We start from the raw sequence: 18,608 nt of genomic DNA, 5'->3' as shown, positions 1-18,608 counted from the left end.
ATTTACGGGTGCTAGCAGTAAGCTAGGAGTCGGGCAGGGTCTCTGTCTAATCTCTCGCAAGGAATACGCGACCGCTCCTCATAGAGTATTAAGGCTAACTTAAGCTCTGAATTAACAGTCAGATTGTTTCTCTGGCATATTGGAGGCTTCGTGAAATTAAAATACGAACTTAAAAAAACTAACGCTGGTGCACGTCGTGGTCAACTTCAGTTTGAGCGCGGTACCGTTGAAACACCAGCATTCATGCCTGTAGGTACTTACGGTACTGTAAAAGGTATGACTCCTGAAGAAGTAAAAGACACAGGTGCTGAAATCCTATTAGGTAACACGTTCCACCTATGGCTACGTCCTGGTCAAGAAATCATGAAGATGCACGGTGACTTGCACGATTTCATGAACTGGCAAGGTCCTATCCTGACCGATTCAGGCGGCTTCCAAGTATTCAGCTTAGGTGCGATGCGTAAAATCACTGAAGAGGGTGTTCACTTCCGTAACCCTGTAAACGGTGACAAGATCTTCATGGACGCTGAAAAGTCTATGGAAATCCAAAAAGACCTAGGTTCAGACATCGTAATGATCTTCGATGAGTGTACGCCTTACCCTGCGACACACAAAGAAGCGAAAGACTCAATGGAGATGTCTCTTCGTTGGGCTGAGCGTTCTCGTAACCACTTCGACAAACTTGAAAACCCGAACTCACTATTCGGTATCGTTCAAGGTGGTGTGTACGAAGACCTACGTGATGTATCGGTTAAAGGCCTAACTGAAATTGGTTTTGACGGTTACGCAGTTGGCGGCCTAGCAGTAGGCGAACCAAAAGAAGACATGCACCGCATTCTTGAGCACACATGTCCTCAACTACCTGAAGATAAGCCACGTTACCTAATGGGCGTAGGCAAACCTGAAGACCTAGTTGAAGGTGTTCGTCGTGGTATCGACATGTTTGACTGTGTAATGCCAACGCGAAATGCACGTAACGGCCACCTGTTTGTGACTGAAGGTGTGATCAAGATCCGTAATGCGAAGCATAAAACCGATACAACACCACTAGATTCAGAGTGTGACTGTTACACTTGTAAGAACTACAGCAAGTCGTACTTACACCACTTGGATCGTTGTAACGAAATCCTAGGTGCTCGACTGAACACGATTCATAACCTGCGTTTCTACCAACGAGTAATGTCTGACATTCGTCAGTCTATCGATGAAGACCGCTTTGAAGAGTTTGTTGCAGAGTTCTACGCAAGAATGGGGCGTGAAGTGCCACCACTAGGTAAAGAATCTTAGTATTTCTTTTTTGCGAGCCCTGTCTCTCTTCGGAGGGATGGGGCTTGAAAATAAAGGGATACGACCCAATTAGACAAACAATTACGAAAATATAAATAGAGGATGTTTTAAATGTTTATTTCTCAAGCTCACGCAGCAGCAGAAGGTGCACCAGCAGGCGGCGGTTTCGAAATGCTTATCATGCTAGGTATGTTCGCTGTGATCTTCTACTTCATGATCTACCGTCCACAAGCTAAGCGCGTTAAAGAGCACAAGAACCTAATGGCTTCTATGGGCAAAGGCGACGAAGTTCTAACTAGCGGTGGTCTGATCGGTAAAATCACTAAGATTGCAGAAGACAGCGACTATGTTGCTATCGAACTGAACGCAAACAACGAAGTAGTTATCAAGAAAGACTTCGTTACAGCAGTGCTACCAAAAGGTACTCTGAAATCTCTATAAACAGCTAGAGGATCCTCGCTGTGCTAAACCGTTATCCGTTATGGAAGTACCTGATGGTGGTGTTTACCATTGCCATCGCTGCGTTGTACGCACTTCCGAATATATACGGTGAAGATCCGGCAGTTCAAGTTACAGGGGCGCGTGGCGCCTCTGTAGATATGTCTACGCTGGATGCTGTCACCAATGCTCTTGAAGCAGAAAACCTTTCAACTAAATCCGTTGCTCTAGAAAACGGTTCCATTCTTGTTCGCTTTAACGACACAGACTCTCAAATTAGTGCCCGTGATGTTATCACTGAAGCATTAGACGAAGACGTTATCGTTGCATTAAACCTAGCGGCTTCAACACCGGATTGGCTTGAATCTATTGGTGCTGCACCAATGAAGCTTGGTCTTGACCTACGTGGTGGTGTTCACTTCTTAATGGAAGTGGATATGGACGCTGCAATGGAAAAGCTAGTTGGCCAACAAGAAGAAGCATTCCGTAGTGAACTTCGTGAAGAGAAGATCCGTTACCGTGCTATTCGTCCATCGGGTAAAGATGCGGTAGAAGTGATCTTACGTAATGAAGAGCAGCTTGCTGAAGCGAAATCGCTACTGCAATCTAAGCACCAAGATATGACATTCGTAGACTCTGACTCGAATGGTCGTTTTTCTTTGATTGCTAACTTCACTGAAGCTCGTCTTCAAGAAATCCGTAATTACGCGGTAGAGCAAAACATTACCATTCTACGTAATCGTGTGAACGAACTTGGTGTTGCTGAGCCTTTGGTTCAACGTCAAGGTGCTAGCCGTATCGTAGTAGAATTGCCAGGTGTTCAAGACACGGCTCGTGCTAAAGAAATCCTTGGTGCGACAGCAACGCTTGAATTCCGTGAAGTTGATAGCAGTGCTGACTTAGCCGCTGCAGCTTCTGGTCGTGCCCCAGCTGGTAGCGAAATTAAGCAAGACCGTGATGGTCGCCCTGTGGTACTTAAGAAGCGCGTTATCCTAGGTGGTTCTAGCATTACAGATGCAAGCTCAAGTGTTGATGAATATGGTCGTCCTCAAGTTAACATCTCGCTAGACAGCGAAGGTGGTAGCAAGATGTCTGCGTTCTCTCGTCAAAATATCGGTAAGCTAATGGCGACGGTATTTGCAGAGTACAAAGACAGCGGTCGTAAGACACCTGAAGGCAAAGTGATTCTTACTAAGCATGAAGAAGTGATCAACCAAGCGACGATTCAATCAGCGCTTGGCCGTAACTTCCGTATTACTGGTATCGACTCTACAGCTGAAGCTCATAACTTGGCACTTCTACTTCGTGCAGGTGCTCTGATTGCGCCTATCTCGATTGTTGAAGAACGTACGATTGGTCCATCTATGGGACAACAAAACATCGATATGGGTATCATGGCGATGGTTTGGGGTATGGCTGCAGTAATGCTATTTACGCTGCTTTACTACCGTAGCTTTGGTCTTATCGCGAACGTTGCGCTAATGGCGAACTTGGTACTGATTATTGGTGTGATGTCGATGATCCCAGGTGCAACCATGACGCTACCAGGTATTGCCGGTATCGTATTAACGGTCGGTATGGCGGTCGATGCGAACGTACTGATCTTTGAGCGTATACGTGAAGAACTTCGAGAGGGACGCAGTCCACAGCAAGCAATTCACCAAGGTTACGCGAACGCATTCAGCACAATCGCCGATGCGAACATCACAACTCTATTAACTGCAATCATTCTATTTGCGGTTGGTACTGGTGCGATTAAAGGCTTCGCGGTAACGCTGTCTATCGGTATCCTGACTTCTATGTTTACAGCTATTGTCGGCACACGTTGTATCGTGAACCTGATGTATGGCGGCAAACGCGTTAAGAAACTGTCGATCTAAGGCTAGGAATTAATATGTTTCAGATTCTAAAAGCAGACAAAATGATCGACTTTATGCGTTGGTCAAAGGTTGCCTTTGTTCTTTCTATCTTGATGATTGGTACGGCTATCTTCACCCTAACAACGAAATCGTTGAACTGGGGTCTAGACTTTACAGGCGGTACTCTGATTGAAGTTGGCTTTGAACAACCAGCACACCTTCCTGATATCCGTAGTGCACTTGAAGCTGAAGGCTTTGGTGATGCAACGGTACAGAACTTCGGTTCAGCTCGTGATGTAATGGTTCGTCTACGTCCTCGTGACGGCGTTGCAGGCGAGACGCTTGGTAACCAAATCCTTTCAGCTATCGAGAAAGGCACAGGTGAACAAGTTGAAATGCGTCGTATCGAGTTCGTTGGTCCTAACGTAGGTGATGAGCTAACAGAAGCGGGTGGCCTTGCTATCTTGGTTTCTCTTATCTGTATTTTGATCTACGTATCAGTGCGATTCGAGTGGCGCTTGGCGGCAGGTGCGGTACTTGCACTGGCGCACGACGTTATCATCACGCTGGGTGTATTCTCTCTGATGCAAATTGAGGTTGACCTTACCATCGTAGCAGCCTTGCTAACGGTAGTCGGTTACTCCCTCAACGATACCATTGTTGTATTCGACCGTATTCGTGAGAACTTCCGTAAGATGCGTAAAGGCGAAGCACCTGAAGTGCTGAACAGCTCAATCACACAAACATTGAGCCGTACATTGATCACTTCTGGTACAACCTTGTTCGTAGTTATCGCACTGTTTGTTCAGGGCGGCGCAATGATTCACGGTTTCGCAACCGCACTTCTACTGGGTATTACGGTTGGTACTTACTCTTCTATCTACGTTGCATCTGCACTAGCGATGAAGTTGGGTATTACGCGTGAACACCTAATGCCACCACAAGTGGAAAAAGAAGGTGAAGAGTTTGACGAAATGCCTTAGGCCTTGGCCTAACAAGTTTCGCTAAACCAAAAAACCGCTAGGCAACTAGCGGTTTTTTTACGCCTGTATTCTATGGGGACGCTCAATACAATTTAACGTTGATGTATGTTGAACTTCATTTCATTAAGATACATTCTGATCTCCTATCTCCTATCTCCTATCTCCTATCTCCTATCTCCTATCTCCTATCTCCTATCTCGCATCCCTGAACCACAGATACAAAAAAGCCCCGCGTGTGCGAGGCTTTGAATTTTTTAGCGCTCTATTAAATAGAGACTATAAGCATAAGGCCTGAATTACTTCAGCATACCTTCGTTTGCGTTCTCACGAACGTGCTTAAGAATAGACTTAACACCACGTGCGCTTGAAGCTACAACGTTACCAGACTTCATGTAGTCAGTACCGCCAGCGAAGTCAGTAAGGATTGCACCAGCTTCACGTGCGATTAGATCGCCAGCTGCTAGGTCCCAAGGTTTTAGGTCTAGTTCTAGGTAACCGTCAACACGGCCAGCCGCTAGGTAACATAGGTCAAGTGCTGGAGAACCAGTACGACGGAAATCAGAACAGTCGATGAATAGACCAGAGATGATCTTCATGAAAGACTCAGAGTGTTGCTTAGCTTTGAATGGGAAACCAGTTGCTAGAACAGTACCTTGAAGGTCTTTAAGCTGAGTAACACGCATACGAGCGTTGTTTAGTTGAGCACCAGCGCCACGTTGAGCTGTGAATAGCTCGTTTAGCATTGGGTCGTAAACACAAGCAACTTCTGTACGACCGTTCATGCGAACAGCGATAGATACAGAGAAGTGAGGGAAACCTTTTACAAAGTTGTTGGTGCCATCTAGTGGGTCAACGATCCATTGTACGTCAGAGTCTTTACCTTCGATTAGGCCTTTCTCTTCAGAAATAATGCTGTGCTCTGGGTAAGATGCTTTGATTGTCTCAATGATCATGTACTCAGCTTCTTGAGCAATGTTAGTAACGTAATCGTTGTTACCTTTTAGAGACGTTTCGATCTTATCAGTTGTTTCTAGAGATTTAGCAATATGGTTGCCAGCTTTACGCGCAGCGCGTATCGCAATGTTTAGCATTGGATGCATATGGTTTTTCCCACAAGATGTTAAAGAACAATTTAAAGCGGCGGCGAGTATACCAAAGTTTTACCAAAAGGGAAGTGGTTATTTTTTGAACTCTTAGATTCACATTACGCGAAGGGTCTGACCATTTTACTTTGCTATGTGTTAATATCTCGCGATTATTTTTAAAGTGGTGTCATATAGCATGTTAGACAATGTAAAAGTCGTTCTGGTTGGTACGTCTCATTCGGGAAATATCGGATCAGCAGCTCGCGCAATGAAAGTGATGGGTTTAAGTCAGTTAGTTCTTGTAGACCCTCAGTGCGAAGTTGACGAGCAGACCTTAGCACTGGCTGCTGGTGCTGGTGACATCGCTGAAAATGCGGTTATTGTTTCTACATTAGATGAAGCCGTAAAAGACTGCGGTTTGGTTGTCGGTTCAAGTGCTCGTTCACGTACCCTTGAATGGCCAATGCTTGAGCCTCGTGAGTGTGGTGAAAAGTTTGCCGTTGAAGGTCAAAAGCACCCTGTAGCATTAGTCTTCGGTCGCGAGCGCACAGGCCTAACGAATGAAGAACTACAAAAGTGTCATTACCACGTATGTATTCCTGCAAACCCTGAATACAGCTCGCTAAACCTAGCGATGGCTGTACAGACGCTGAGCTACGAAGTTCGTGTTGCTCATCTAGATATGGTGGCTAGCCAATACAAGCCTCAGCCACAAGATGAGTACCCTCGTCACGAAGAACTAGAAATGTTCTACGAACACCTTGAAAAAGTCATCATCGATACCCAATTTATCTCTAAGGATAAGCCTGGTCAGGTGATGAATAAGTTACGTCGCCTGTTTAGTCGTGCGCGTCCAGAACTTCAAGAGATCAACACGCTTCGTGGTATTTTGACCTCTATCGAGAAGAGCAAAAATAGCCAGTAAAAGCCATACTCACTGTAGGGATGAATACCTGACTAAAATAGTCAGGTAAAATACTTGACCAATTTAGTCAGGTATGGGAAGATTCCAACCACATAAACAATGTGGATACGGTGTGATATGAAACTTACATCTAAAGGAAGATATGCGGTAACGGCTATGCTAGATGTAGCACTGCATTCGCAAAAAAGCCCAGTTCCTCTGGCTGACATCTCAGAGCGACAAGGCATCTCGTTATCTTACTTAGAGCAACTTTTTTCTAAGTTACGTAAAGCTGGCTTAGTTGCTAGTGTTCGTGGCCCAGGTGGTGGTTACCGTCTTGGCGCTGAAGCGGGCGACATCGCTGTCGGAACTGTGATTGCAGCAGTTGACGAATCAGTAGATGCAACTAAGTGTCACGGTCGAGCAGATTGCCAAGGTGGTAGTCGTTGTTTAACTCACACCCTTTGGCGTGATTTAAGCTCCCGAATCAGCAGCTTCTTAAACGACATTACGCTCGGTGAGCTGATGAAAGATAACGAAGTTTTAGAGATTTCTGATCGCCAAGATATTGATCTTGCGGTTAACAATAGTTTTGCACATAAAAATACGAGCACTACAACGATTAGTGCAGCACCTCACGGTGTTAATGCCCGCTCATAGCGGTCAGTTTTTACATTGGAGTAGAAAATGAAACTGCCTATTTACTTTGACTATTCAGCTACATGCCCAGTCGATCCACGAGTTGCTGAGAAAATGGTTCAGTGCATGACGATGGACGGTAACTTCGGTAACCCTGCATCTCGTTCACACCGTTACGGCTGGCAGGCAGAAGAAGCAGTAGATAATGCTCGTGAGCAAATTGCTGACCTACTAAATGCAGACCCACGTGAAATTGTTTTCACTTCTGGTGCTACAGAGTCAGATAACCTTGCTATTAAAGGTGCAGCGCACTTTTACGAGAAGAAAGGTAAGCACGTAATCACGTGCAAAACAGAACACAAAGCGGTTCTTGATCCATGTCGTCAACTAGAGCGTGAAGGCTTCGAGGTAACTTACCTAGAGCCAGAAGCAAACGGCATCATCGATCTAGACAAGCTACAAGCTGCAATGCGTGAAGACACAGTTCTTGTTTCTATCATGCACGTAAACAACGAAATCGGCGTTATCCAAGATATCAATGCAATCGGCGAACTATGTCGTTCTCGCAAGATCATCTTCCACGTTGATGCAGCTCAGTCTGCGGGTAAAATCCCACTAGACGTAAAAGAGACTAAAGTTGACCTAATCTCACTTTCAGCTCACAAGATGTATGGTCCTAAAGGTATCGGTGCACTTTACGTTCGTCGTAAGCCTCGTATTCGTCTTGAAGCGCAAATGCACGGTGGCGGTCATGAGCGTGGTTTCCGCTCTGGTACGCTTGCTACTCACCAAATCGTGGGTATGGGCGAAGCGTGTGCTGTTGCTAAGCAAGACATGCAGAAAGATTACGATCACGCACTAGCACTTCGTGAGCGTCTACTGAAAGGTGTTCAGGATCTAGAAGCGGTAACAGTAAACGGTGACTTAGACCAACGTGTACCACACAACCTAAACGTGAGCTTTGCTTTCGTTGAAGGTGAGTCTCTGCTTATGTCTCTAAAAGACCTAGCAGTATCATCGGGTTCTGCATGTACATCAGCAAGCTTAGAGCCATCGTACGTTCTACGTGCTCTTGGTCTAAACGATGAACTGGCACACAGCTCAGTACGTTTCTCGTTCGGCCGTTTCACAACGGAAGAAGAAATCGACTACGCGATTGCACAAATCCGTGTAGCGGTAAACAAATTACGCGACATGTCTCCTCTATGGGATATGTATAAAGAAGGGATTGATTTGAACACTGTTGAGTGGGCACATCACTAATCTCACGGAAATAGAGGATTCGAGGTAACTATCATGGCATATAGCGAAAAAGTAATTGATCACTACGAAAACCCACGTAACGTAGGTTCGTTTGATAAAGAAGACCCAAGTGTAGGTAGCGGCATGGTTGGCGCACCAGCTTGTGGTGACGTAATGAAACTGCAAATCAAGGTAACACCAGAAGGTATTATCGAAGACGCGAAATTCAAGACTTACGGTTGCGGTAGCGCAATCGCTTCTAGCTCACTAGTCACTGAGTGGGTTAAAGGTAAAAGCATTGATGAAGCGGCTGCTATCAAAAACTCTGAAATCGCAGAAGAGCTTGAGTTGCCACCAGTGAAAGTTCACTGTTCAATTCTTGCTGAAGATGCAATCAAAGCAGCAGTTGCGGATTACAAAAAGAAGCGTTAATCGTTTCTATAAGTAATCACCAATAATAAGCAATATTTGGGAGCATCCTTTGTGCTCCCCCTGAGTTCTCAATTTTATATAAAACACAAGGTTGTAGTATGGCCATCACCATGACAGAGACGGCGGCAAGCCGAGTTCAAGCTTTCCTAGATAACCGAGGTAAAGGTATCGGGTTGCGCTTAGCGGTTAAAACCACTGGCTGTTCGGGTATGGCGTATGTACTAGAATTCGTTGACGAGCTTAACGAAGAAGACCAAGTGTTCGAGCATTCAGGTGTGAAGGTCATCATTGATCCAAAGAGCTTAGTTTACCTAGACGGTACGGAGCTTGATTACGTAAAAGAAGGCCTAAACGAAGGTTTTGAATTCAACAACCCTAACGCGAAAGGCGAATGTGGTTGTGGTGAGAGCTTCAACGTATAAACGCTTCAATCGTAGAACGTTTATAGTGAGCGAAGAATAAAATTAGGCTCTGACTCAGAGCCTAAACTTAGGACCACCGTTACATGAATCATTTCGAATTATTTGGGCTACCACTTCAGTTCCAGCTGGATGGTAGCCTTCTTTCTTCTCAGTTTAGAGATCTGCAACGTCAATTCCACCCTGATAAATTTGCTACAGCTTCTGAGCGAGATCGCTTGCTAGCCGTGCAAAAAGCAGCGCAAATTAACGATGCGTATCAGGTGCTGAAGAATCCAATCAGCCGCGCTGAATACCTGTTAGTACAACATGGTGAGGATATTCGCGGCGAGCAGCAAACCATGCAAGACCCAATGTTCCTTATGGAGCAAATGGAACTGCGTGAAGAGCTTGAAGACATCGCCGACAGTTCTGACCCGGAAGATGCATTGTTTGCATTTGAAGGAAAGGTTAGCAAAATGTATAAACAACAATTAAGCGCTATCCAACAAGAACTCGACAGCCAGGCTTGGTTAGAAGCAGCAGACCGAGTAAGAAAGCTTAAGTTTATTGCAAAATTAAAGAATGAAATCGAGCTAGTTGAAGATCGTTTGATCGGCTAGTTGGTACAACAAGGACACATCCATGGCACTACTTCAGATTGCAGAACCAGGGCAAAGCGCCGCTCCTCACCAGCATAAGCTTGCTGTGGGTATTGATTTAGGTACAACAAATTCATTGGTTGCGTCAGTGCGCAGTGGTGAAGCGAGCACGCTCGTTGATCAAGATGGTCGTAGCATTCTGCCTTCCGTTGTTCACTATCAGTCAGACTCACATACGACTGGTGATGAAGCTCGTGCAAATGCACAGACTGATCCTAAAAATACCATTATCTCAGTTAAGCGATTGATTGGTCGCTCACTGGCTGATATTCAGCAACGATACCCATCTCTGCCATATCAGTTTGAAGAAAGTGATAATGGTCTGCCTGTGATCCGTACAGAGCAAGGCAACAAGAACCCGATTCAAGTATCTGCAGATATTCTGAAAGCGCTAGGTCAACGAGCTGAGTCTACATTAGGCGGTGAGCTATCTGGTGCGGTTATTACCGTTCCTGCGTATTTCGATGATGCACAACGTGCTGGTACTAAAGACGCGGCGCAGCTGGCTGGTCTTCATGTATTACGTCTTCTAAATGAACCAACGGCGGCAGCGATTGCTTACGGTCTGGATTCAGGCAAAGAAGGGGTGATCGCGGTTTACGACTTAGGCGGCGGTACGTTTGATATCTCTATTTTACGCTTGTCTAAAGGTGTCTTTGAAGTTCTAGCTACTGGCGGTGACTCTGCACTAGGCGGTGATGATTTTGACCACCTTGTTGCTGATCATTTCAAAGAGCAAATGGGATTATCAGAGCTAACTGCTGAACAAAACCGTGCGCTTCTCGATGCAGCAACGGAAGCTAAAATTGGTTTGTCTGAATCAGAAAGTGTAGATGTGGAAGTTCTAGGTTGGTCTGGTTCATTAACTCGTGAAGAGTTTGAAGAGATCATTAAGCCTCTAGTTAAGAAAACGCTACTTTCATGTCGTCGTGCTTTAAAAGATGCAGAAGTTGATGCGGACGAAGTTCTAGAAGTAGTGATGGTTGGTGGTTCAACTCGTACATTACTTGTACGTGAAATGGTTGGCGACTTCTTTGGTCGTACGCCATTAACCAGCATTAACCCTGATGAAGTGGTTGCGATTGGTGCGTCAATTCAAGCGGATATTCTAGTAGGTAACAAACCTGATTCAGAAATGTTGCTACTGGACGTAATCCCACTTTCACTAGGTATCGAAACCATGGGTAGCCTAGTAGAAAAGATCATTCCGCGTAACACCACGATCCCAGTAGCTCGCGCACAAGAATTTACTACGTTCAAAGACGGTCAAACTGCAATGACAGTACACACCGTTCAAGGCGAACGTGAAATGGTTGACGATTGTCGCTCACTGGCTCGTTTTGCTCTGAAGGGCATTCCACCTATGGCTGCTGGTGCAGCGCATATTCGTGTGACTTACCAAGTGGATGCTGATGGCCTGTTGTCTGTAACAGCTATGGAAAAGAGCACGGGTGTTCAAGCTGAAATCCAAGTGAAGCCTTCTTACGGCCTGAGCGATGATGAAGTTGCTAACATGCTGAAAGACTCTATGACGTTTGCGAAAGAAGACATGCAAGCGCGTGCTCTTGCGGAACAACGCGTAGAAGCGGATCGCGTTATTGAAGGCCTGATCGCTGCAATGCAAGCTGACGGTGACGAGCTGCTTAACGATCAAGAGAAACAACAGCTGCTACAAGCCATTGAAACGCTGATTGAAGTGCGCAACGGCGACAGTGCTGATGCCATTGAACAAGAAATTAAGAATACCGACAAAGCGAGCCAAGACTTTGCTTCACGTCGTATGGATAAATCAATTCGTGCTGCACTGTCAGGTCAGTCAGTCGATAATATTTAATAGTTAGAGAATAGATAAACATGCCAAAGATTATTGTTTTACCTCACGAAGATCTATGTCCAGAAGGCGCTGTTTTAGAAGCAAAAACTGGTGAAACGGTTCTTGATGTAGCGTTGAAGGCCGGTATTGGTATTGAGCACGCATGTGAAAAATCGTGTGCATGTACAACATGTCACGTTGTGATCCGTGAAGGTTTCGATTCTTTAGAAGAGAGTGATGACCTAGAAGACGATATGCTTGATAAAGCATGGGGCTTAGAAATGGAATCTCGCCTAGGTTGCCAAGCGAAAGTCGCTGATGAAGACCTTGTTGTTGAGATTCCAAAGTACACCTTGAACCTAGCATCTGAAGATCACTAAGAATTACTCTACAGTCATGGTGGTTTTCGCCATGACTGAGATAACGATTTAGCAAAACTGGCCTAGAATATAGATCATAAAAGTGACTAAGTGTCTCTGATAAATATAAGGAAGTGTTATGAGCTTGAAGTGGATTGATTCTCGCGATATCGCAATTGAGCTATGTGATTTGTACCCTGATACTGATCCTAAAACGGTACGTTTTACCGACCTACATCAGTGGGTATTAGACCTTGAAGAGTTTGACGACGAGCCTAACCACTCGAACGAAAAGATCTTAGAGGCTATTATTTTGTGCTGGATGGATGAGATGGATTAATCATCACATCGATGATTTGGCTATGGAGTGAAATCAACCCCATATAAAACGCAGCCAAGTTAACAATTCTTACTAAAAAAAGCGGACCTTATGGTCCGTTTTTTTATCAAAATGACATTTTACTTCTACATAATGCTAACATCAGTGCGCTAATAAAAAATAATCAGGATCACTCAAGCAAGGTGGTTCTCAGACAAGGAGAAATCATGTCTACACAGATGTCAGTATTTTTAAGTCAAGAAGCTGCCCAGCCTCAGTGGGGAGCAAAAGCTATCTTATCGTTCTCGGAAGCAGGAGCGACAATTCACATTGGTGAAGGCCACGATCTTGGTGCCGTTCAACGAGCAGGTCGCACACTTGACGGACAAGGTATTTCATTCGTTTCACTAAGTGGTGAAGGTTGGGATCTAGAAAGCGTATGGGCTTTCAATCAAGGTTACCGTGGACCAAAGAAAAAGAATACATTGGAGTGGGACGCACTGCCAGAAGCAGACCAAGCTGAACTAGAGGCGCGTATTCGTGCTACAGATTGGACGCGTGACATTATCAATAAGACGGCTGAAGAAGTCGCACCTCGTCAACTGGCAACAATGGCAGCTGAATACATCAAGTCAGTTGCGCCAGAAGGCACAGTTAAAGCAAAAATCGTTAAAGACAAAGACCTACTAACTGAAGGTTGGGAAGGCATCTACGCGGTAGGCCGCGGCTCTGAGCGTACTTCAGCAATGCTTCAGCTGGACTTCAACCCAACAGGCGACGAAAACGCACCTGTATTTGCTTGTCTAGTTGGTAAAGGCATCACTTTCGACTCAGGCGGTTACAGCATTAAACCAGGTCAGTTCATGACTGCAATGAAAGCGGACATGGGTGGCGCAGCGACTATCACTGGTGGTTTAGGTCTTGCGATTGAGCGTGGCCTGAACAAGCGCATCAAGCTTATCCTATGTTGTGCAGAGAACATGATCTCTGGCCGTGCATTGAAGCTTGGCGATATCATCACGTACAAGAACGGTAAGACGGTTGAGATCATGAACACCGACGCAGAAGGTCGTTTAGTTCTAGCTGATGGCCTGATGTACGCAAGTGAGCAAAATCCAGAGCTTATCATCGACTGTGCAACGCTAACGGGCGCTGCTAAAAACGCACTGGGTAACGACTACCACGCACTAATGAGCTTCGATGACGAGCTGGCTCACCAAGCACTAACGGCGGCTAACCAAGAGAAAGAAGGCCTGTGGCCACTGCCTCTTGCGGACTTCCACCGTGGTATGCTGCCTTCAAACTTTGCTGACCTTTCGAACATCAGCACGGGTGATTACACTCCTGGTGCAAGCACTGCTGCTGCGTTCCTGTCTTACTTCGTAGATGGCTACAAAAAAGGCTGGATGCACATGGATTGCGCGGGTACTTACCGTAAATCTCCAAGTGATAAGTGGGCGGCAGGTGCAACAGGCATGGGTGTTCGCACACTGGCTCGCATTCTTATCGACCAAGCAAAATAATAATAACGATGAGCGGTTCGATACCGCTCATTGATTAACTTAGATCGAATGATCTTAGTAATTTCAGTATTTAATAACAAAAAATGAAGTGAAGGAATCCCTATGGCTCTAGAAAGAACGTTCTCAATTGTTAAGCCGGATGCAGTTAAGCGTAACCTTGTTGGTGAAATCTACCACCGCATCGAAAAAGCAGGCCTAGAAATCATCGCTGCTAAGATGGTTCGTCTGACTGAAGAGCAAGCGAGCGGCTTCTACGCGGAACACGAAGGTAAAGAATTCTTTGGTCCACTAAAAGAGTTCATGACTTCTGGTCCTATCATGGTTCAAGTACTTGAAGGCGAAAACGCAATTGCTCGTTACCGTGAACTTATGGGCAAAACAAACCCAGAAGAAGCGGCATGCGGCACGATCCGCGCTGATTACGCAATCAGCATGCGTTACAACTCAGTACACGGCAGCGACAGCCCAGAGTCTGCAGCTCGTGAAATCGAGTTCTTCTTCCCTGAATCTGAGATTTGCCCACGTCCAGCTCAATAAGCGACACAGCAAATGATTCTAAAGGCTTCACTTTGGTGAGGCCTTTTTTGTATGTGGATTTTACGTTAGAGATAGTTTACCTAGTCGTCATTCCCGATAGTGACGCAGGAGTGCAGTCGGGAATCTCAGTTGTGGTTGGAGATTCCAGATACTTTGTTCCTCAGTTCTGGAATGACGAGGTTTGAGGAATTGGTGACCAGACGACTATGAATGGAAAGTTACTGAGCAAGTTTTTACGTCATTTCCGAAAGCGACGAAGGAGCGTAGTCGGGAATCTAGTTCTTATTTCCAGAATTGTAAGTAATGAAAGGTGGCTGTGTAAATTTTAATCACTTAAGTTTGAATGTCTTAGTAAACACAGGGTTTTACAGCCCTTGTTGAACATGCGTAAAGGCTGTACAATTCGCGCCCTTAATTATTGTTCCGTCATTGAGAGGCATCATGACCACAGCTAAAGTCAATCTACTCGATTTTGATCGTAAAGGTCTTCGTAAATTTTTCACAGAAGAATTGAATGAGAAAGCTTTTCGCGCAGATCAAGTGATGAAGTGGATGTATCACTTCGGTGTCGATGACTTCGAAAACATGAACAACATCAACAAAAAGTTGCGTGAAAAACTTCAACGCCGCTGTGAAATTGTTGCACCTGTTGTTTCTGAAGCTCAACACTCTTCAGACGGCACAATTAAATGGGCGATGAGCGTTGGCGACCAAGACGTTGAGACGGTATACATCCCAGACGGTGACCGTGCAACGCTGTGTGTATCTTCACAGGTTGGTTGTGCACTAGAGTGTAAATTCTGCTCGACAGCTCAACAAGGCTTTAACCGCAACCTAAAAGTTTCTGAGATCGTGGGGCAAATCTGGCGTGCTGCTCGTGAAATCGGTCTAGAGAAAGAGACAGGTCGTCGTCCAATTACTAACGTTGTGATGATGGGTATGGGTGAGCCGCTACTAAACATGAAAAACCTAATGCCATCATTAGAGATCATGCTTGATGACCTAGGTTTTGCATTGTCTAAGCGTCGCGTAACAGTATCTACTTCAGGTGTTGTATCTGGCCTTGACCAAATGACAGATAACATCGACGTAGCACTAGCTATTTCTCTACATGCGCCAAACGATGAACTTCGTAGCCAAATCATGCCGATCAACGACCGTTGGGATATCCAAGATTTCCTAGCATCTGTTCGTCGCTACATTGCTTCTTCAAACGCTAACCGCGGTAAAGTAACGGTAGAGTACGTTCTATTGGATCATGTGAATGACGATATGGACCACGCACGTGAACTTGCTGAGCTGATGAAAGACACGCCATGTAAGATTAACCTGATTCCATTTAACCCTTACCCAGGTTCACCATACAAGAAGCCAAGCAACTCTCGTATTGACCGCTTCCAAAAAACGCTAATGGAATACGACTACACAGTAACGGTTCGTAAAACGCGTGGTGATGATATTGATGCAGCATGTGGCCAGTTGGTTGGTGATGTTATCGATAGAACTAAGCGTACTAAAATGCTTAAAGCGGCATCAGAAGCTAACTTGGTTGCCGGTGGTGTGATTGAAGTAAAAGCGGTATAAAACGCGATTTGAATCTAAACAAGCCAGAAGTATTACTTCTGGCTTGTTGCGTTTTTGGGACTTCGTTTTTTATTTTTTGGACTTCTTGCCCACGCTTTCTTACATTTTTCGTCAATTTTTGGACAAAACCATGAGCTGACGGTAAATTTTGTTGAAAGTATTTTTGCCTTGTAATGGCATTAGCTTATGATTAACTAATCTTAAATTAATTTAAGTGCTCGCTTGTTACTGATCATCAATATGTCTATTTAGGTTGGCTACTTGATAAACTAGCTTCCTGAGAACGTCACTAATAATAAAATGTATGTCGTTCGTCTTTAAGGGTTGATGAGTTGGGTAACAGGACAAATTCCACATAAGTGGGTTGCTAGAATGAGCTTAAACGACAATAAAAAACGCTCTCGTCGACCTGCGATAATATTTTAGAAGTTCACTCTCTATGAACACAGAACACGACACACAAACGCAAGAACCAATCGCTCCAGCTCTAGAAGCGGGGACGCTACTGAAAAATCAACGAGAAGCTCTTGGTTTAACACAAAAGCAGATCTCGGATCGCCTAAAACTACGCATCTCTTTAATTCAACAGATTGAAGAAAACCAATTTGAGTCAGACCAAGTCGCAACCTTTATGCGTGGTTACATCCGTTCATACGCTAAATACGTCAATCTTGATGAAAAAGTGGTACTGAACGCGCTTCGCCACTCTGGTGATGCTCAACATGAAGATCAAGAAATGCTGAGTTTTTCTCGTAAGACAAAAACAGAAAAGCACAACAGCCGTATTATGCTGCTGACTTGGGGTATCTTTGCCGTTATCGTCGGTATTTCTTCACTGTGGTGGTGGCAGAATCAACAACAAGACACCTTATCTCAATCTTTGGCTAACACTGAAAGTTCAGAAGAGCTTGCGGTGGAGGAGTCACTGGACCCTGAGTTCGCTTCTTTAGAAGTGATTGAAGCTGAACAAAACGACGCTGCTGCTTCTGTGATTGAAGATACTGAAGGCCTTGCTGCAATCAGTGATGCGGCAGATACTTCAGCTGCACTTGACGCGACTGATGAACAACCAGTAGTCGACGCAAAACCAGCTGTTGAATTAGAAACCGTTGAAGCCACAACTGCTCCTGAAACAACGCCAACACCTGAAGTGGCAACCAAAGCGCTAACGATGCAGTTTACTGCAGACTGTTGGATTCAAGTTAAAGATGCGACCGGCAAAACTTTGTCAACTGGCATCAAAAAAGCGGGTCAGTCACTAAATCTATCAGGAACTGCGCCATATAAAGTGATTCTAGGTGCGCCAGAAGGCGTATCAATGACATTTGCAAGTGAACCTGTCGACCTTTCTGGGTATACTTCAGGCAAAGTAGCCAGAATAACCTTACCTTAGAGTTAATATGCAACACGAATCTCCTATTATTCGTCGCAAATCAACCCGTATTTATGTGGGTGATGTGCCGATCGGTGATGGTGCACCTATTGCTGTGCAATCCATGACCAACACAAGAACAACAGACGTAGCCGCAACCGTTGCTCAGATCCGAGCTTTGGAAAATGTAGGCGCTGATATCGTTCGCGTATCTGTACCGACTATGGATGCCGCTGAAGCATTTAAGCAAATCAAGCAGCAGGTTTCTGTTCCTTTGGTCGCTGACATTCACTTTGACTACCGTATCGCGCTGAAAGTGGCTGAGTACGGTGTAGACTGTTTGCGTATCAACCCAGGTAACATCGGTAACGAGAGCCGTATCCGCTCAGTTGTTGATTGTGCTCGTGATATGAATATTCCGATTCGTATTGGTGTTAACGGCGGTTCTCTTGAAAAAGAGATCCAAGAGAAATACACAGAGCCAACAGCAGAAGCGCTTGTTGAATCAGCAATGCGTCACGTAGATATCTTAGACCGTCTCAACTTTGATCAATTTAAAGTGAGCGTTAAAGCATCTGACGTATTCCTAGCTGTAGGTTCATACCGTTTGCTGGCGAAACAGATTGATCAACCGCTTCACCTTGGTATTACTGAAGCTGGTGGTGCACGAGCTGGTGCGGTTAAGTCTTCTGTAGGCTTAGGTATGCTTCTTTCTGAAGGTATTGGCGATACGCTACGTATCTCGCTAGCGGCAGACCCTGTTGAAGAGATCAAAGTTGGCTTCGATATTCTTAAATCTTTGCGTATTCGCTCGCGTGGTATCAACTTCATCGCGTGTCCAAGCTGTTCTCGTCAAGAGTTCGATGTTATTAACACCGTAAACGCGCTTGAAGAGCGTCTAGAAGACGTGATTACCCCAATGGATGTTTCTATCATCGGTTGTGTGGTGAACGGCCCAGGTGAAGCAGAAGTCTCTCATTTAGGTCTAGCGGGTAGTGCACGTAAGAGTGCCTTCTACGAAGATGGTAAGCGTCAGAAAGAGCGCTTTGACAACAACGACCTTGTTGATCAGCTTGAAGCTAAGATTCGAGCAAAAGCATCAGTGCTTGATAAAGCAAATCGCATTGATGTAGAAAACCTAGAAGATTAATAAACGCGATGAGGTGTGGTTG

General features: G+C 45.1%; 19 protein-coding genes. 18 read left to right on the top strand and 1 reads right to left on the bottom strand.

Features of this window, described 5'->3' with window-relative positions:
• The first annotated feature begins 150 nt into the window (after positions 1–150).
• From tgt to secF, 4 genes are all read left to right on the top strand, one after another.
• Positions 151–1,287 carry a tRNA guanosine(34) transglycosylase Tgt gene (tgt, locus tag OH460_RS17560; RefSeq protein WP_004740348.1) on the top strand — a complete coding sequence of 379 codons (1,137 nt, stop codon included), beginning with the start codon at positions 151–153 and terminating at the stop codon, positions 1,285–1,287.
• Positions 1,288–1,398: 111 nt separating this feature from the next.
• Positions 1,399–1,728, top strand: coding sequence for a preprotein translocase subunit YajC (gene yajC / locus OH460_RS17555; protein ID WP_008224112.1), 330 nt, complete (start codon positions 1,399–1,401; stop codon positions 1,726–1,728).
• Between the two features lie 20 nt (positions 1,729–1,748).
• Positions 1,749–3,605: a protein translocase subunit SecD gene (secD, locus tag OH460_RS17550; RefSeq protein WP_004740346.1), complete on the top strand. Its 1,857-nt coding sequence runs from the start codon at positions 1,749–1,751 to the stop codon at positions 3,603–3,605.
• Between the two features lie 14 nt (positions 3,606–3,619).
• Positions 3,620–4,567, top strand: a complete 948-nt coding sequence (secF, locus tag OH460_RS17545; protein ID WP_008222741.1) for a protein translocase subunit SecF — start codon at positions 3,620–3,622, stop codon at positions 4,565–4,567.
• 296 nt (positions 4,568–4,863) lie between these two features.
• On the opposite strand, the gene suhB is transcribed toward secF, so the two are convergent.
• Positions 4,864–5,667 carry an inositol-1-monophosphatase gene (gene suhB / locus OH460_RS17540; protein WP_008222742.1) on the bottom strand — a complete coding sequence of 268 codons (804 nt, stop codon included), beginning with the start codon at positions 5,665–5,667 and terminating at the stop codon, positions 4,864–4,866.
• Between the two features lie 181 nt (positions 5,668–5,848).
• Between suhB and trmJ the strand changes: the two genes are divergently transcribed.
• From trmJ to ispG, 14 genes are all read left to right on the top strand, one after another.
• Entirely contained in the window at positions 5,849–6,577 is a 729-nt protein-coding gene (gene trmJ / locus OH460_RS17535) for a tRNA (cytosine(32)/uridine(32)-2'-O)-methyltransferase TrmJ (protein ID WP_061033301.1), read from the top strand.
• Between the two features lie 117 nt (positions 6,578–6,694).
• Positions 6,695–7,216: a Fe-S cluster assembly transcriptional regulator IscR gene (iscR, locus tag OH460_RS17530; RefSeq protein WP_032498688.1), complete on the top strand. Its 522-nt coding sequence runs from the start codon at positions 6,695–6,697 to the stop codon at positions 7,214–7,216.
• Positions 7,217–7,243: 27 nt separating this feature from the next.
• A complete protein-coding gene (locus OH460_RS17525) occupies positions 7,244–8,458 on the top strand; it encodes an IscS subfamily cysteine desulfurase (protein ID WP_008222744.1) in 1,215 nt (404 codons plus the stop codon).
• A 33-nt stretch (positions 8,459–8,491) separates the two neighbouring features.
• A complete protein-coding gene (iscU, locus tag OH460_RS17520; protein ID WP_004740340.1) occupies positions 8,492–8,869 on the top strand; it encodes a Fe-S cluster assembly scaffold IscU in 378 nt (125 codons plus the stop codon).
• 98 nt (positions 8,870–8,967) lie between these two features.
• Positions 8,968–9,291 carry an iron-sulfur cluster assembly protein IscA gene (gene iscA / locus OH460_RS17515; protein WP_061033300.1) on the top strand — a complete coding sequence of 108 codons (324 nt, stop codon included), beginning with the start codon at positions 8,968–8,970 and terminating at the stop codon, positions 9,289–9,291.
• Between the two features lie 83 nt (positions 9,292–9,374).
• The gene (gene hscB, locus OH460_RS17510) at positions 9,375–9,890 is read left to right on the top strand and encodes a co-chaperone HscB (protein ID WP_008222752.1); all 516 of its coding nucleotides are present in this window, start codon (positions 9,375–9,377) and stop codon (positions 9,888–9,890) included.
• A gap of 22 nt (positions 9,891–9,912) precedes the next feature.
• A complete protein-coding gene (gene hscA, locus OH460_RS17505) occupies positions 9,913–11,763 on the top strand; it encodes a Fe-S protein assembly chaperone HscA (protein ID WP_269998996.1) in 1,851 nt (616 codons plus the stop codon).
• A gap of 20 nt (positions 11,764–11,783) precedes the next feature.
• Positions 11,784–12,122, top strand: a complete 339-nt coding sequence (gene fdx / locus OH460_RS17500) for an ISC system 2Fe-2S type ferredoxin (RefSeq protein WP_004740336.1) — start codon at positions 11,784–11,786, stop codon at positions 12,120–12,122.
• A 118-nt stretch (positions 12,123–12,240) separates the two neighbouring features.
• Positions 12,241–12,441: a Fe-S cluster assembly protein IscX gene (gene iscX / locus OH460_RS17495; protein ID WP_004740335.1), complete on the top strand. Its 201-nt coding sequence runs from the start codon at positions 12,241–12,243 to the stop codon at positions 12,439–12,441.
• A 206-nt stretch (positions 12,442–12,647) separates the two neighbouring features.
• Positions 12,648–13,943, top strand: coding sequence for an aminopeptidase PepB (gene pepB, locus OH460_RS17490; protein WP_269998995.1), 1,296 nt, complete (start codon positions 12,648–12,650; stop codon positions 13,941–13,943).
• 102 nt (positions 13,944–14,045) lie between these two features.
• The gene (ndk, locus tag OH460_RS17485) at positions 14,046–14,480 is read left to right on the top strand and encodes a nucleoside-diphosphate kinase (protein WP_008222758.1); all 435 of its coding nucleotides are present in this window, start codon (positions 14,046–14,048) and stop codon (positions 14,478–14,480) included.
• Between the two features lie 441 nt (positions 14,481–14,921).
• Positions 14,922–16,064: a bifunctional tRNA (adenosine(37)-C2)-methyltransferase TrmG/ribosomal RNA large subunit methyltransferase RlmN gene (locus OH460_RS17480; RefSeq protein WP_008222760.1), complete on the top strand. Its 1,143-nt coding sequence runs from the start codon at positions 14,922–14,924 to the stop codon at positions 16,062–16,064.
• A 439-nt stretch (positions 16,065–16,503) separates the two neighbouring features.
• On the top strand, positions 16,504–17,457 hold the full coding sequence (gene rodZ, locus OH460_RS17475; protein ID WP_269998994.1) for a cytoskeleton protein RodZ: 954 nt from the start codon (positions 16,504–16,506) through the stop codon (positions 17,455–17,457).
• Positions 17,458–17,464: 7 nt separating this feature from the next.
• On the top strand, positions 17,465–18,586 hold the full coding sequence (gene ispG, locus OH460_RS17470; RefSeq protein WP_004740329.1) for a flavodoxin-dependent (E)-4-hydroxy-3-methylbut-2-enyl-diphosphate synthase: 1,122 nt from the start codon (positions 17,465–17,467) through the stop codon (positions 18,584–18,586).
• Positions 18,587–18,608 lie beyond the last annotated feature (22 nt).

The organism is Vibrio sp. Makdt, assembly GCF_027587015.1.
Taxonomy (GTDB): Bacteria; Pseudomonadota; Gammaproteobacteria; order Enterobacterales; family Vibrionaceae; genus Vibrio; species Vibrio chagasii_B.
This window is presented reverse-complemented; position numbering and strand designations above follow the sequence as displayed.

Excerpts from the sequence above, each read along its gene's own strand:
- yajC (WP_008224112.1), top strand. The coding sequence starts at position 1,399 with ATGTTTATTTCTCAAGCTCACGCAGCAGCAGAAGGTGCACCAGCAGGC.
- secF (WP_008222741.1), top strand. The coding sequence starts at position 3,620 with ATGTTTCAGATTCTAAAAGCAGACAAAATGATCGACTTTATGCGTTGG.
- suhB (WP_008222742.1), bottom strand. The coding sequence starts at position 5,667 with ATGCATCCAATGCTAAACATTGCGATACGCGCTGCGCGTAAAGCTGGC.
- trmJ (WP_061033301.1), top strand. The coding sequence starts at position 5,849 with ATGTTAGACAATGTAAAAGTCGTTCTGGTTGGTACGTCTCATTCGGGA.
- iscR (WP_032498688.1), top strand. The coding sequence starts at position 6,695 with ATGAAACTTACATCTAAAGGAAGATATGCGGTAACGGCTATGCTAGAT.
- OH460_RS17525 (WP_008222744.1), top strand. The coding sequence starts at position 7,244 with ATGAAACTGCCTATTTACTTTGACTATTCAGCTACATGCCCAGTCGAT.
- iscU (WP_004740340.1), top strand. The coding sequence starts at position 8,492 with ATGGCATATAGCGAAAAAGTAATTGATCACTACGAAAACCCACGTAAC.
- iscA (WP_061033300.1), top strand. The coding sequence starts at position 8,968 with ATGGCCATCACCATGACAGAGACGGCGGCAAGCCGAGTTCAAGCTTTC.
- hscB (WP_008222752.1), top strand. The coding sequence starts at position 9,375 with ATGAATCATTTCGAATTATTTGGGCTACCACTTCAGTTCCAGCTGGAT.
- hscA (WP_269998996.1), top strand. The coding sequence starts at position 9,913 with ATGGCACTACTTCAGATTGCAGAACCAGGGCAAAGCGCCGCTCCTCAC.
- fdx (WP_004740336.1), top strand. The coding sequence starts at position 11,784 with ATGCCAAAGATTATTGTTTTACCTCACGAAGATCTATGTCCAGAAGGC.
- iscX (WP_004740335.1), top strand. The coding sequence starts at position 12,241 with ATGAGCTTGAAGTGGATTGATTCTCGCGATATCGCAATTGAGCTATGT.
- pepB (WP_269998995.1), top strand. The coding sequence starts at position 12,648 with ATGTCTACACAGATGTCAGTATTTTTAAGTCAAGAAGCTGCCCAGCCT.
- ndk (WP_008222758.1), top strand. The coding sequence starts at position 14,046 with ATGGCTCTAGAAAGAACGTTCTCAATTGTTAAGCCGGATGCAGTTAAG.
- OH460_RS17480 (WP_008222760.1), top strand. The coding sequence starts at position 14,922 with ATGACCACAGCTAAAGTCAATCTACTCGATTTTGATCGTAAAGGTCTT.
- rodZ (WP_269998994.1), top strand. The coding sequence starts at position 16,504 with ATGAACACAGAACACGACACACAAACGCAAGAACCAATCGCTCCAGCT.
- ispG (WP_004740329.1), top strand. The coding sequence starts at position 17,465 with ATGCAACACGAATCTCCTATTATTCGTCGCAAATCAACCCGTATTTAT.